At 71.9% G+C, this 13,796-nt stretch carries 10 protein-coding genes; 4 read left to right on the top strand and 6 right to left on the bottom strand.

The features are described from left to right. Positions 1 to 143: 143 nt before the first annotated feature. A complete protein-coding gene (locus ACZ5VD_RS15890) occupies positions 144 to 953 on the bottom strand; it encodes a TetR family transcriptional regulator (RefSeq protein WP_468547906.1) in 810 nt (269 codons plus the stop codon). Positions 954 to 1,221: 268 nt separating this feature from the next. Continuing rightward, positions 1,222 to 3,027 carry a 3-hydroxyacyl-CoA dehydrogenase family protein gene (locus tag ACZ5VD_RS15885; RefSeq protein WP_468682526.1) on the bottom strand — a complete coding sequence of 602 codons (1,806 nt, stop codon included), beginning with the start codon at positions 3,025 to 3,027 and terminating at the stop codon, positions 1,222 to 1,224. Between the two features lie 397 nt (positions 3,028 to 3,424). Between ACZ5VD_RS15885 and ACZ5VD_RS15880 the strand changes: the two genes are divergently transcribed. Then, the gene (locus tag ACZ5VD_RS15880; protein ID WP_468547904.1) at positions 3,425 to 4,000 is read left to right on the top strand and encodes an adenylosuccinate lyase; all 576 of its coding nucleotides are present in this window, start codon (positions 3,425 to 3,427) and stop codon (positions 3,998 to 4,000) included. A gap of 4 nt (positions 4,001 to 4,004) precedes the next feature. Here ACZ5VD_RS15880 and ACZ5VD_RS15875 read toward each other — a convergent pair whose 3' ends face one another. From ACZ5VD_RS15875 to ACZ5VD_RS15860, 4 genes are all read right to left on the bottom strand, one after another. Further along, a complete protein-coding gene (locus ACZ5VD_RS15875) occupies positions 4,005 to 4,502 on the bottom strand; it encodes a GNAT family N-acetyltransferase (RefSeq protein WP_468682678.1) in 498 nt (165 codons plus the stop codon). A gap of 53 nt (positions 4,503 to 4,555) precedes the next feature. Further along, positions 4,556 to 4,954: a RidA family protein gene (locus ACZ5VD_RS15870; RefSeq protein WP_468682525.1), complete on the bottom strand. Its 399-nt coding sequence runs from the start codon at positions 4,952 to 4,954 to the stop codon at positions 4,556 to 4,558. A gap of 71 nt (positions 4,955 to 5,025) precedes the next feature. After that, on the bottom strand, positions 5,026 to 6,603 hold the full coding sequence (locus tag ACZ5VD_RS15865; RefSeq protein ID WP_468682524.1) for an alpha/beta hydrolase: 1,578 nt from the start codon (positions 6,601 to 6,603) through the stop codon (positions 5,026 to 5,028). Positions 6,604 to 6,738: 135 nt separating this feature from the next. Beyond that, positions 6,739 to 7,776, bottom strand: coding sequence for an Rv2578c family radical SAM protein (locus ACZ5VD_RS15860; RefSeq protein WP_468547901.1), 1,038 nt, complete (start codon positions 7,774 to 7,776; stop codon positions 6,739 to 6,741). A 136-nt stretch (positions 7,777 to 7,912) separates the two neighbouring features. On the opposite strand from ACZ5VD_RS15860, the gene ACZ5VD_RS15855 reads away from it, so the two are divergent. The 3 genes from ACZ5VD_RS15855 to ACZ5VD_RS15845 all read left to right on the top strand — a co-directional run bounded on the left by ACZ5VD_RS15855 (position 7,913) and on the right by ACZ5VD_RS15845 (position 13,587). Beyond that, positions 7,913 to 8,356 (top strand): SRPBCC family protein, encoded by a 444-nt coding sequence (locus tag ACZ5VD_RS15855; RefSeq protein WP_468547900.1) that lies wholly within the window; start codon positions 7,913 to 7,915, stop codon positions 8,354 to 8,356. A gap of 164 nt (positions 8,357 to 8,520) precedes the next feature. Beyond that, positions 8,521 to 10,896 (top strand): MFS transporter, encoded by a 2,376-nt coding sequence (locus ACZ5VD_RS15850; protein WP_468682523.1) that lies wholly within the window; start codon positions 8,521 to 8,523, stop codon positions 10,894 to 10,896. Positions 10,897 to 11,082: 186 nt separating this feature from the next. Beyond that, positions 11,083 to 13,587, top strand: coding sequence for a SpoIIE family protein phosphatase (locus ACZ5VD_RS15845; protein WP_468682522.1), 2,505 nt, complete (start codon positions 11,083 to 11,085; stop codon positions 13,585 to 13,587). Positions 13,588 to 13,796 lie beyond the last annotated feature (209 nt).

The following is a 13,796-nucleotide window of genomic DNA, read 5'->3' as shown; positions in this document are numbered from 1 at the left end:
TCTCAGGTGAAATCTTTACGTAACAAATGAGCGATGATCGATCGAACGGGGCGGGAAAGCCGCCTGAAAAGCGCCCCTGACATGCCAAAACGGCCACCCCGAGGGGTGGCCGTCGTCACAGCGACAGAGGGGGCTCGGCGCGCTCAGCGGTCCCGGAGTGCCTCTTCGATGGTCCGCATGACCTGGTCGAGCGGGGCGTCCGTGCGGGCGACCGTCACCAGTACCTCGCCGTGGGTGGAGACCGTCGCGGCGGCCGGCTTCGGGGTCGTGCCGCGCCCGGCCCCGATGCCCGACCCGAAGGTCTTGCGGACGATCGAGAAGGCGTGGTCGAGCTGGCTCTCGACGTCACCCTGCCCGCCGGCCCTGAGCCAGCGCCGCAGCACGTGGTTGTGGGCGGTGACCACGGCGGACGCGGCGACCTCGGCGAGCAGCGGGTCGTCGTTGGCGTCGTCGTCGTGCGCGTGCTCGTCGAAGTGGCCGAGCAGATAGCGGGTGAAGAGCCGCTCGTAGCGGGCCACCGACGCGATCTCCGCCTCGCGCAGGGTGGGCACCTCGCGCGTGAGCTTGTAGCGGGCGACCGAGATCTCCGGCCGGGCCGCGTACATCCGCATGACTTCCTTGATGCCGCGGCACACCGTGTCGAGCGGGTGCTCGTGCGCGGGGGCGGCGTTCAGGACCGCCTCCGCCCGGATCAGGGTGTCGTCGTGATCGGGGAAGATCGCCTCTTCCTTGGACCGGAAGTGCCGGAAGAAGGTGCGACGCGCGACCCCGGCCGCGGCCGCGATCTCGTCGACGGTGGTCGCCTCGTACCCCTTGGTCGCGAACAGCTCCATCGCCGCTGCCGCCAGTTCCCGGCGCATCTTGAGCCGCTGGGCGGCGGCGCGGCTGCCCGCGGCGCTCTCCGGCGCGTCGGGCGTGGCAGGGGTACGTGAGGACTTGGCGGGCTGGGACATGCCCTGAACGTACTGCATGTGCCCAGCTCGGTGCGCATGTCCCCGGCTTCCCCCGCCCGGTGCGGGCGGGGGTGTACCGGGCGCGGGCGAAGGGTGCCGGACGGCCGTCGGCGCGGGGCTCCGGCCCGGCGGGGGAGAGGGGTGCCGGGAGGACGGCGGCGCGGGGTGCGGGGCGGACAGGGGCGGGAAGCCGCCCGGGTTGAGCAGCCCGCCCCAGTCCGGTTCCCTCGGTTCCCCCGCTTCCCCCGCGAGCCGGTCGCCGGACCGCTCAGCGGCGGGCATATTCGCGGAAGCCGCGGCCCGTCTTGCGGCCGAGGCAGCCGGCGGCCACCAGGTGCTCCAGGAGCGGCGCCGGGGCCAGCCCCGGGTCGCGGAACTCGCGGTGCAGGACCTTCTCGATGGCCAGGGAGACATCGAGTCCGACGACGTCCAGGAGCTCGAAGGGCCCCATGGGGTAGCCGCCGCCCAGCTTCATCGCCGCGTCGATGTCGTCGAGGGTCGCGTAGTGCTCCTGGACCATCTTGATCGCGTTGTTGAGGTACGGGAACAGCAGGGCGTTCACGATGAAGCCCGCCCGGTCGCCGCAGTCCACCGCGTGCTTCCTGATCCTGACCGAGACCTCGCGGACCGTCGCGTGGACGTCCTCGGCCGTCAGCACCGTACGGACGACCTCGACCAGCTTCATCGCCGGCGCCGGGTTGAAGAAGTGCATGCCGATCACGTCCTCGGGACGCGAGGTGGCACGGGCGCAGGCGACGACCGGCAGCGACGAGGTCGTGGTGGCCAGGACCGCGCCCGGCTTGCAGACCTTGTCCAGCGTCGCGAACAACTGCTGCTTGATCTCCAGGTCCTCGGCGACGGCCTCCACGGCCAGGTCGACGTCGGCGAAGGCGTCGTACGAACCTGCCGGGGTGATCCGCCCCAGGGTCTCGGCGGCGGCCTCGGCGGTCATCCGCCCCTTGTCGACGGAGCGGGCGAGCGACTTGCCGATCCTGGCCTTGGCGGTCTGCGCCTTCTCCTCGCTGCGGGCGGCGAGGACGATGTCGTAGCCCGCCTTGGCGAAGACCTCGGCGATGCCGGAGGCCATGGTGCCCGAGCCCGCGACGCCGACGGAACGGACCGGACGGCCGGACACCTCCGAGCCGCCGGGGAGCGGGGTCAGTGCGTCCGGCACGACCGTCGCGCTGCCCGGCGCCTCGTACGTGTAGAAGCCGCGGCCCGTCTTGCGGCCGGTCAGGCCCGCCTCGCTGAGCTGCTTGAGGATCGGGGCGGGGGCGTGCAGCCGGTCGCGGGACTCGGTGTACATGGCCTCCAGGACGGTGCGCGCGGTGTCGACGCCGATCAGGTCGAGCAGGGCGAGGGGGCCCATCGGCAGTCCGCAGCCGAGCCGCATCGCGGCGTCGATGTCCTCGCGGGAGGCGTACTTCGCCTCGTACATCGCGGCGGCCTGGTTGAGGTAGCCGAACAGGAGGCCGTCGGCGACGAATCCGGGCCGGTCGCCGACCGCGACGGGCTCCTTGCCCAGCTCGATCGCCAGGTCCGTGACGGCGGCGACCGCCTGGGGCGCGGTCAGCACCGAGGAGACGACCTCGACCAGCTTCATCGCCGGCGCCGGGTTGAAGAAGTGCAGTCCGAGCACGCGCTCGGGGCGGGCCGAGTCGGCGGCGAGCCGGGTGACGGACAGGGCGTTGGTGCCGGTCGCCAGGATCGTCTCCGGCCGCACCACGCCGTCGAGTTCACGGAAGATCTGCTGCTTGATCTCGTACGACTCCGGGGCCACCTCGATGACCAGGTCGGCGTCGGCCGCGGCCCGCAGGTCGGTGGAGGTGCTGATGCGGGCGAGCAGATCGGTGCGCTCCCGTGCGGTCAGCCGGCCGCGTTCCACGGCGTGGGCGGTGGCGGACTCCAGGGCGGCGACCGCCTGGGTGGTGGCGGCCTCGCTGATGTCGATGCCGACGACCTCGCGGCCGGCCCTGGCGAGCACCTCGGCGATGCCGGTGCCCATGGTGCCGAGGCCGACGACGGCGACGGTCCGGAACGGGGACAGAGGGGTTTGGGACTGGGGTGCGGCCATCGCGGACTCCAGGAATGAGGGTGACGACTGGAAGCGCGCCCGGGTGCGCCGGGGAGGGCTCGAACCGAGCCCGACCACGGGCGCACCGGGTGCGAAGAAGGAGTGCGGGTGTTGCCGGGCTGCGATGCGCACACGCCCGGAGCGCGCCGTCGGATCGGGCGTGCACACGCCCTGGACGGCTGAACCGACCGGCCCTGTCCCGAGGCCGGGTCGTCACTCGGTACACGAGGTACCGAACCGACTGCTCTCGCGGCGGCTGCGTCACCAGGCCACCACGAGCAGATCCACGAGTGGGTAACTCGCTCGTCTGAGCTTAACCCGTGGGTAACGAGCGCGCCAGCCCCCGAGTTTGTGATGTAGGTCCCGGCCCGTGGGTCGCCCGCCTAATCTCTGCGTCATGGACGAAGAGTTGCGAACGGTCACGGAGCGCTTACGGCGGGAGGCGGGTGGGTCGGTCGCGTACGACCGACTCGTCACGACCGAGGACCTCGACGAGCTGGCCGGGGTGCTGATCGAGCCCGCGCAGCCGCTGTGGGCCAGGGAACTCGCCGCGTTCCGGCTCGGCGTCGCGGGCGACCGGCGGGCCTTCGAGGCGCTCGTCCTGCTCCTCAACCACCGTGACCCGCCCCGCTGCGCCGCCGCGGCCCACGCCCTGTCCCGCCTCGGCGATCCCCGAACCGCCCGCGCGGCCGCCGCCCTGGCCACCAACGAACTGCGCGTCGCCTACGCCTTCCACCCGGTCCGGCTCCTGGTGGACCTGCGCGCGCCCGAGGCCGTCCCGGCGCTGATCACCACGCTGCAGCGGCGGTTGCGTCCGCACGATCCGCACCGCCGGGTGGCCCTCGCGTGTGTGGAGGGGCTCGGCGCGCTGGGCGACGCCCGGGCCAGACCCGTCCTGGACGAGGCCCTCGCCCATCCCTCGCTCGCGGAGGCGGCGGTGCACGCGCTGGCGCGGATCCCCCGACAGAGATGACCTGTCAGCCCAGGGCCCGCCTCACGTACCGCACCTCGGGCACGGTGACGCCGTCCACCTCGAAGGGCTCCTCGGCGCCGTCGGGGTGGAAGCCCGCCCGTTCGTAGAAGCGCCGCGCACGGGTGTTCTCCTTCAGCACCCACAGGAACATGCGTGGGTGCGCGGAGCGCTGCCGGACGGACCGCTCCAGCAACTCCCTGCCGACCCCGCTGCCGAGGTGCGCGGTGTCGACGTACAGCGCGTACAACTCGGCGTCCGTGGTGCGGGTTTCGCCGTCGCGGTACGGGCCGTGGGCCGCCCAGCCGACGATCCGGCCGTCCCGCTCGGCGACCAGGTTCACCACCCCGTCCCGCGCGTGCGGTGAGAAGCGGGCGCGTCTGTGCCCGGCGTCCGCCGACACGCTGAGGGTGTCGAGATACGGCTGCGGCACGAGTCCCCGATACGCGCTCTGCCAGCCCCGCACCCGGATCTCGGCGACGCGGTCGCAGTCGGCGATCGTCATGAGCCGGATCCGTACGTCTGAGTCCGTCACGTCCGTCACGTCCGTCAGGTCCCTCACGTGCCGACCACCGCGAACGCCTCGATCTCCATCAGGAACTCGGGCCGGACCAGCGCGGCGACCTGGACCGCCGAGGCGGCCGGCAGGCGGTCGTCGGGGATGTGGGCGGCGCGGGCCGCGCGGATCGCGGGCAGATGGGCCATGTCCGTGACGAAGAAGGTGAGTTTGACGACGTCGTCGAAGCTCGCGCCGGCCGCGGCCAGACAGCGGCGCAGGTTCTCGAAGACCTGGCGGGCCTGGGCGGCGGGGTCGCCCTCGCCGACCAGAGCGCCCCCTTCGTCCAGAGGGAGTTGGCCGGAGACCGCGACGAAACGGCCGGTGCCCGTCACCACGTGGGTGTACGCGGCGGCGGGGGCGACTCCGTCGGGGGCGGGAATCCTCGTCAGCTCACTCATGCGTCCATGGTGGACCATGGGTCTGACAACGCCCCCGACGGAGTCGCCCCCGCCGGATGATCAGGCCGTGCTCAGCCGCGGAAGCCCAGCAGGCCGTGCAGTGTCGAGCCGCGGGACGACGTCGACGCCGCCTTCGAACTCAACGGCTCGGGATCGGGCAGGGTCTGGCACACCGCGTCCGCCGCACCGTGACCGCGCGGCACCGTGCCGTCGGTCAGATACGCCGTCAGGTACTTGTCCAGGCAGGCGTTCCCGCTCAGCGAGATGCCGTGGTTCCCGCCACCCTGCTCGACCACCAGACTGGAGTGGGCCAGCAGCCGGTGGACCGTGACACCGCCCTCGTAGGGCGTGGCCGCGTCGTCCGTGGCCTGGAAGAGCAGCACCGGCGGCAGCTTGCCGTTGGCGACGTTCACCGGCTTGAGGGAGTCCGTCGGCCAGAACGCGCACGGCGCGTTGTACCAGGCGTTGTTCCAGGTCATGAACGGCGCCTTCTCGTACACCGCCCAGTTGTCCTTGCGCCACTGCTTCCAGTCGCGCGGCCAGGACGCGTCACGGCACTGCACCGAGGTGTAGACGCTGTAGCCGTTGTCGCCCGCGGAGTCCACCGCGGCGAAGTTCCCGTACGCCTCGACCAGCGGATCGGCGTTCTTGTCGTTCACGTACGCCGCGAACGCCTCGGCGAGGTAGGGCCAGTAGCCGTTGTAGTAGCCGCCGGGCAGGAAGGTGTCCTCCAGTTCGGAGGCGCCCACCGTGCCGCCGGCCGGCTTCTTGGCCAGCGCCGCCCGCATCGCGTACCACTTGGCCTCGATCCTGCCGGGATCGGTGCCGAGCTTGTACGTGGAGTCGTACTTGGCGACCCAGGCCATGAAGGCGCGGTGGCGGTCGTTGAAGGCGTGGTCCTGGGCGAGGTTGTCGTCGTACCACACACCCGTGGGGTCGACGATGGAGTCCAGGACCAGGCGCCGCACGCGCTCCGGGTAGAGCTTGCCGTAGACCGCGCCGAGGTAGGTGCCGTACGAGTACCCGAAGTAGTTGATCTTCTTGGCGCCCAGGGCCGCGCGGATCGAGTCCATGTCCCGCACGGCGCTGATCGTGTCGATGTACGGCAGCACGCTCGCGTACTTCTTGCCGCAGGCGGCGGCGAAGGACTTGGCGCGGGCGAGGTTGGCCTTCTCGATCTTGGGTGTGCTCGGCACCGAGTTCGGGCGCACCGGGGCGAAGTGGCCCGGCTTGCAGTCCAGCGCGGGCTTGCTCGCGCCGACCCCGCGCGGGTCGAAGCCGATGACGTCGTACTGGGCCGCGACCGCCTTGGGCAGCGAGGAGGCGACGAATCCGGCGAGCGTCAGACCGCTGCCGCCGGGGCCGCCCGGGTTGACCAGCAGCGGGCCCTGGTACTTCTTGGCGGTGTGCGGGACGCGGGACAGCGCGAGCGTGATCTGCTTGCCCTGCGGCCTCGCGTGGTCGAGCGGCACCTTCAGGGACGCGCACTGGAGCGTCGGATAGTCGGTGGTGGCGCACGCCTTCCAGGCGAGCTTCGCGGCGGGAGCGGCTTGCGCGGTCTGCGGAGTGCTCGCGCCGGCGGGGACGGCCGTGAAGCTCCCCGCCACGACGACGGCGGCACCGCACAGCGCGGCTGCGCGTTTTCTCATGAAGTCCTCCCAGGACGGAGGGATGCGGACCGCGAAGGTCACGGTCCACGCGGCATCGTCCCGGAAAGCACGACCGGAAGAACGCGTTCTGCCAATACTTGACCCAATTGGATCGCGGGATGCGCTCGAACGCTCTCAGATCAAGGTGAGTTGGGTCGGCTCGGGCACTTCGGGCCGGTCGGGCTCCGGTTCGGGCCTCCGCCGCGGCATCCCCCCGCGCGCGGGACCGATGCCGTACTCCTGGGCCAGCTCGTGGACCTGACGGGTGATCCGGCGCTGGTACCACTTGGGGGCGTAGGCGCCGTCCGCGTACAGCCGCTCGTAGCGGCCGACCAGATGCGGGTGGTGGTGGGCCAGCCAGGCCATGAACCACTCCCGGGCGCCGGGCCGCAGATGCAGCACCAGCGGGGTGACCGAGGTGGCCCCGGACGCGGCGACGGCCCGCACGGTGTCCCGGAGCCGGGCCGGGTGGTCGCTCAGGAACGGCAGGACCGGCGCCATCAGCACCCCGCACCCGATGCCGCGCTCGCTCAGCGCCCGTACGACCTCCAGGCGCCGCTCCGGCGCGGGTGTGCCCGGCTCGACGGTCCGCCACAGCTCGGAGTCGGTGAAGCCGACCGAGACCGAGATGCCGACGTCCGTCACCTCGGCCGCCTGCGTCAGCAGGTCGAGGTCGCGCAGGATCAGCGTGCCCTTCGTCAGGATCGAGAAGGGGTTCGCGTGATCGCGCAGGGCGGCGATGATGCCGGGCATCAGGCGGTAGCGGCCCTCGGCGCGCTGGTAGCAGTCGACGTTGGTGCCCATCGCGATGTGCTCGCCCGTCCAGCGGCGTGAGCCGAGCTGGCGGCGCAGCAGCTCCGGCGCGTTCGTCTTGACCACGATCTGGGAGTCGAAGTCGAGGCCCGTGTCGAGGTCCAGGTAGCTGTGCGTCTTGCGGGCGAAGCAGTACACGCAGGCGTGCGAGCACCCCCGGTAGGGGTTGACCGTCCACTGGAAGGACATCCGCGAGACCGCGGGGACGCGGTTGATGATCGACCGGGCGCGGACCTCGTGAAAGGTGATCCCGCGGAACTCGGGCGTGTCGAAGGTGCGGGTGGTCACCGCGTCCGCGTCGAACAGGGCGGCGCCGGCCCGGCTGTGTTCGCCGGACTCGGTGAGGTTCTCCCAGCGCATGAGGCCTCCTCGGTAGCACTGACCCCAAGAATAGAACACATGTTCCCTTGATCGTGCGACCCCCGATTTGGGCGCCCGGGACCCGGGGTGGTTGGCTTGCCCTCATCCCCGAGAACCCAGGTGCTGGAGGAAGTCAATGGCGCAGGTCGAGGCCACTACGGAGCGGATCGTCGCGGCGGACGCGGAGACGGTGTTCGACGCCCTCGCCGACTACAGCGGCACGCGCGCGAAGCTGCTGCCCGAGCACTACAGCGAGTACGAGGTGCGCGAGGGCGGCGACGGCGAGGGCACGCTCGTCCACTGGCGGCTGCAGGCCACCAGCAAGCGCGTCCGCGACTGCCTCCTGGAGGTCAGCGAGCCCACCGACGGCGAACTCGTCGAGAAGGACCGCAACTCCTCCATGGTCACCACCTGGCGGGTCACCCCGGCCGGCGAGGGCAAGTCCCGGGTCGTCGTGACCACCACCTGGCAGGGTGCCGGCGGTATCGGCGGCTTCTTCGAGAAGACCTTCGCGCCCAAGGGCCTCGGCCGGATCTACGACGCCGTGCTCGACAAGCTCGCCGCCGAGGTCGAGAAGTAGGGCCCGCGCCGAGCCCAACCGGCCACCCGTGACGGGCCGTTGGCCCTCTCACCGGTTCGAGTGGATCTCCGCACACACCGGCGATACGCCGTAACTCGTCATGCTTGCTCTCAGTTGTCGCTTTACGCGGCAATTGTGTGGCGGTGCGACGAGGGGAGCGGCAGGTGGGCGGGATCACTCTGGTACAGGACGAACCGCCCGCGGCGCCTCCCACCGAGGACCCGCCGCGGGCGACCGCCACCGCTCCTCCACTCGGTCCGCGCCAGGTGCGGTTGGTCTTCACCGGGCTGATGCTCGCGCTGCTGCTGGCCGCGCTGGAGCAGATGATCGTCGCCACCGCGCTGCCGAAGATCGTCGGTGAACTGCACGGCCTGGACAAGATGTCCTGGGCGATCACCGCCTACCTGCTCACGGCCACCATCGGACTGCCGATCTACGGCAAGCTCGGCGACCTCCTCGGCCGCAAGGGCGTCTTCCAGTTCGCGATCGTCGTCTTCGTCATCGGCTCCGCACTCGCCGGCCGCGCGCAGACCATGGACCAGCTGATCGCCTTCCGCGCGGTCCAGGGCGTCGGCGCCGGCGGCCTCCTGATCGGCGTCCAGGCGATCATCGCGGACATCGTGCCCGCCCGGGACCGCGCCCGCTTCATGGGCCTCATCGGCGCCGCCTTCGGCCTCGCCTCCGTCGCCGGCCCCCTGCTGGGCGGTTACTTCACCGACCACCTCTCCTGGCGCTGGTGCTTCTACTTCAACGTCCCCTTCGGCCTGGTCACCCTCGCCGTCATCGCCGTCGTACTGAAACTCCCCAAGCCCACGGCCCGGCCCCGGTTCGACGTCCTGGGCGCCCTGCTGCTCGCCGCCTCCTCCACCTGCCTGGTCCTGCTGACCAGTTGGGGCGGCACCGAGTACGCGTGGGACTCGCGGGTCGTCCTCGGACTCGCCGCCGGCGCGGTGGCCGCGAGCCTCCTCTTCCTCGTCGCCGAGCACTTCGCGGCCGAACCCCTCATCCCGCTGCGCCTGTTCAGGGACCCGGTCTTCAACGTCACCGGACTGATCGGGCTGGTGGTCGGCGTCGCCCTGTTCGGCGCCGCCAGCTATCTGCCGACGTACCTGCAGATGGTCGACGGGGTCTCCGCCACCGAGTCGGGCCTCCTGATGCTGCCGATGATGGCCGGCATCGTCGGCGCCTCGATCATCTCCGGCCAACTCATCAGCCGTACCGGGCACTACAGGATCCACCCGATCGTCGGCGGGGCGCTCTCCGTGGCCGGTATGTGGCTGCTCTCCCGTCTGGAGGCCGACACACCCCGCCTGCACTACAGCATCTGGATGGCCGTCCTCGGCGCCGGTATCGGCATGGTGATGCCGGTCCTGGTCCTCGCCGTGCAGAACTCCGTACGCCCCGCCGACCTCGGCACCGCCACCAGCGCCAGCAACTACTTCCGGCAGATCGGCGGCAGCGTCGGCGCCGCGGTCTTCGGCACCCTGTTCGCCGACCGGCTCGCGGACGCGCTGCGCGAACGCCTGCCCGCGCGCGGGGGTGCCGCCCTGCCCGACCCCGAGTCCCTCACCCCGCAGCTCGTCCGCACGCTGCCCCCGGCGCTGCGCGACGGCTACATCCAGGCGTACGCCGACGCCATGCCGCGGATCTTCCTCTATCTGGTGCCGGTGCTCGTGCTCGGCCTGCTCCTCGCCTTCTTCCTCAAGGAGACCCCCTTGTCGAACAGCGCAGCGTCCCCCCACGCGCCCGCCCCGGTTCCGCAGGCTCGCTCGGCGTACACCGCCGGGATCCCGGTGTGCGGCAGCGTCCGGCACCCCGACGGGACGGTCGTGCCCCGGGCGGCCCTCACCCTGATCGACGTCACAGGACAGCAGGTCGGGCGGGGCGCGAGCGGTGAGGAAGGCCGGTACGCGCTGTCGGCGCCGGGCCCGGGCGCGTACGTCCTGATCGCCGCGGCGGGCGGCCACCGGCCGCAGGCGGTCTCCGTGACGGTCGGCGAGCGCCCCGTCGAACTGGACGTCGTCCTCGGCGGCGCGGGACGCCTCGCCGGGAACGTGGTCACCGCGGACGGCGGCCCCGTACGGGACGCCGTCGTCACCCTCACCGACGTGCACGGCGAGGTCGTCGCCACCACCCGCAGCGGACGCGAGGGCGGCTATGTCGTCACCGAACTGGTCGCCGGCGAGTACACCCTCGCCGCCAGTGCGCCCGCCTTCCGCCCGGCCGCCCTCCCCGTCACCGTCCAGGCCTCCCGGGAGACCCGCCAGGACGTCGAACTCGGCGGCGGGGCCGTGCTGCGCGGCACGGTGCGGGCGGGTGGGGGCCGGCCCGTCGAGGACGCGCGGGTGACGCTGCTGGACGCGGCCGGCAACGTCGTCGACACCCTCACCACCGGCCCGGACGGGACGTTCCGGTTCATCGACCTGTCGTCCGGCGAGTACACCGTCATCGCCACCGGGTATCCGCCGGTCGCCACCGTGCTCCGGGTGGCGGGCGGCGGGCGCACCGAACGGGATCTCCAGCTCGGGCACGAGGACTGAAAACCTGTCAGTAACCTCGCGCCTCCGGACCTGTTGTCCCAGCTCAGCGTGGGGGCGCGGGGGCGTGCGCCGGTGCGATCCCGCGAGACCAATTCCCTGATTGCCGCACATCGTGACCGACCGGCGCCCTACGGTGGTGAAGGCGGCACAGATCTCGCGGAGCCGTGGGGAGAGAGGGCCTGGGCCATGGACCGTGGCACCGACAGGGACGCGTTCCCGAGCCCCGGAGCCGGGAGCGGCGCGGCGGAACACGCCGAGGCCGGACGCATCCCGCTGGCGGTCGTCGCGGTGGACCGCGACGGCCTGGTGTCCCACTGGAGCACGGGCGCACGCCGCCTGTTCGGCGCCACCAAGGACGAGGCGATCGGCCGGACCGCGGTCGACCTGCTCCCCGTCTCCGGCGCGCTGCCCGACGAGGACGAGGTCGCCCCCTACGGGGCGTACGCCACCTACGAGGGACTCGGCCCCGACCTCGAAACCTCCCTCGACGGCAGGCTGTCCTACCCGGCCGCGGGCCGCGCCCGCCTCACCGTCGCCGACCAGGGCCAAGGCCGTGTCGACGTCCTGTGGTGGGCCTACCCGCTGATCGGCCCCGGGCCCGAACGCCTGCTCGTCCTCGCCGCCGACGCGGCCGGACTGCGGCCCGAGGACGCCGAAGAAGGCGCCCAGGACATGGCGTTCGAGCGGATCGCCCCCGGCTTCGCGCTGCACACCGACTTCCCCGGCGCCGAGGAACTGGCCCGCGGGCTCCCCGAGATCATGCCCAGCATGAGCGTCGAGGAGAGCGCCCGCATCGTCGCGCAGATCCTCGAACTGGGCTATCCCGTCCTGGAGTTCAGCCAGAACGACCGGGTGCCCGTCGCCCCCGACTGGGGGGTGCCCCGGCGCGTCGAGCGCAAGGCGCGCCGGGCCCGCGCGGCCCGTGCCCTGGCAGCGGGCCACGCCCTCCCGCAGGACGTCGCCGACGAGGTCGAGGACCTCGAATACGCCGCCGTCCGCGAGCGTCTGGAGTTCCTGAACGAGGTCAGCGGCCGGATCGGCACCTCCCTCGACCTGGCGAAGACCATCGTCGAGGTCAGCAAGGCCATCGTGCCCCGCTTCACCGACGTAGCCGGTACCTATCTGCGCGAACAGGTCGTCGCCGGCGAAGAGTTCTCCGAGGGGGTGCCGGACACCACGACCATGTGGCACCGGGTCGCCCTGGAACACACCGACGAACCCGGCCGCTGGGACGACGTCGTGCCGGTCGGCGAGGCCATGCCGTTCCCGGCGCACACGCCGTTCTTCCAGTGCATGACCAGCGGTCAGCCCGTCCTCGTGCCGCGCATCAGCGAACAGATGGGGCACATGATCGCCTCGCAGTTCGAGAAGCGCGACATCCGGCCGCTGATCACGGGCCGCTCCATGCTGGTCGTCCCGCTGAAGGCCCGCAACGTCGTCCTCGGCTTCATGATCCTGCTGCGCCACCCGGAGCGCGTCGAGTTCAACGACATGGACCGCGTCACCGGCGCCGAACTCGCCGCCCGCGCGGGCCTCGTGCTCGACAACGCGCGCATGTACACCTATCAGGAGAGCGTCGCCGAGACCCTCCAGGACAGCATGCTCCCGCACATCCCGCCGCGCATGGCGGGCTGCGACATCGCCACCCGCTATCTGCCCGGCACGCTGCTGGGCCGGGTCGGCGGCGACTGGTTCGACTCGGTGAAACTGCCGGGCGCCCGCACCGCCCTGGTCGTCGGCGACGTCATGGGCCACGGCCTCAACTCGGCCGCCATGATGGGCCAGTTGCGGACGGCCGTGCAGACCATGGCCGCCCTCGACCTGCCGCCCGCACAGCTCCTGCGCAACCTCGACGACCTCGCCCAACGCCTCGGCGACACCTACCTCGCGACCTGTCTGTACGCCGTCTACGACCCGATCGCGAGCGAACTCCACCTCGCCAACGCCGGTCACATCCCGCCCGTCCTGGTCCGCGCCCGGGACGGCGGCAGTGAACTGCTCGACCTGCCGACGGGCGCACCGATCGGGGTCGGCGGGGTGCCGTTCGAGGCGGTCCGCGTGCGCGTGGAGCCCGGCGACCGGCTGGTGATGTGCACCGACGGCCTGGTGGAGGTGCGCGGCGAGGACATCGGCGTCGGCCTCGCCACCCTGTGCGAGTCCGCGGCGCACCCGGCCGCCTCCATGGACGACGCCTGCGACACGATCATCCGCGCCCTCGCCGCGACGTTCTCGGAAGCGGCCAGTGGGGGCCGCAAGGACGACGTGGCCCTGCTGATGACCCGCCTGAACGGCATCGAACCCGACGACGTCGCCGAATGGCGGCTCCCCCTCGACCCGGCCGAGGTCGGCCGGGCCCGCGCCGTGGTCCGCGAACAGCTCCACGACTGGGGGCTCGCGAAGCTCGCCGACCCCGCCGAGCTCATGGTCAGCGAACTCGTCACCAACGCCGTACGGCACTCCCACCACCGCCCCCTCGACCTGCGCCTGATCCGAGGCGACACCCTGCTGTGCGAGGTGGACGACGACGACCACGAACTGCCGACGCTGCTGAGCGCCGGCCCCGACGACGACTCCGGGCGCGGACTGCGGGTGGTCAGCACCCTCGCGCGCGAGTGGGGGACCAGCCGGACGAAGACCGGCAAGACCGTGTGGTTCGAACTGACGCTGCCGAGGCGCTCCGCCGAGAGGTGACAGCCGGGCGAGGGCGGTGGTCGTCGGCCGCGAACTCGCCGTGGCGGGCCGCGCCGACGCGGCGGAGCAGCATGTCGACACAGCCCCGCGCCTCTTGGGGTGTTGCCCGGCCGCGGGTGAGGTGATCCGGTCGGCTTCGGGGGGCGCGCGACCGCGTGTGCGGGTCGAAGGCGTGGTGAAGGTATGCGCGATGTGCTTGTCGCCGCGAC

The organism is Streptomyces sp. NPDC032822 (assembly GCF_055578825.1).
Note: the sequence above shows the minus strand (reverse complement) of the source record. Positions and strands in the feature narration are given on the sequence as shown.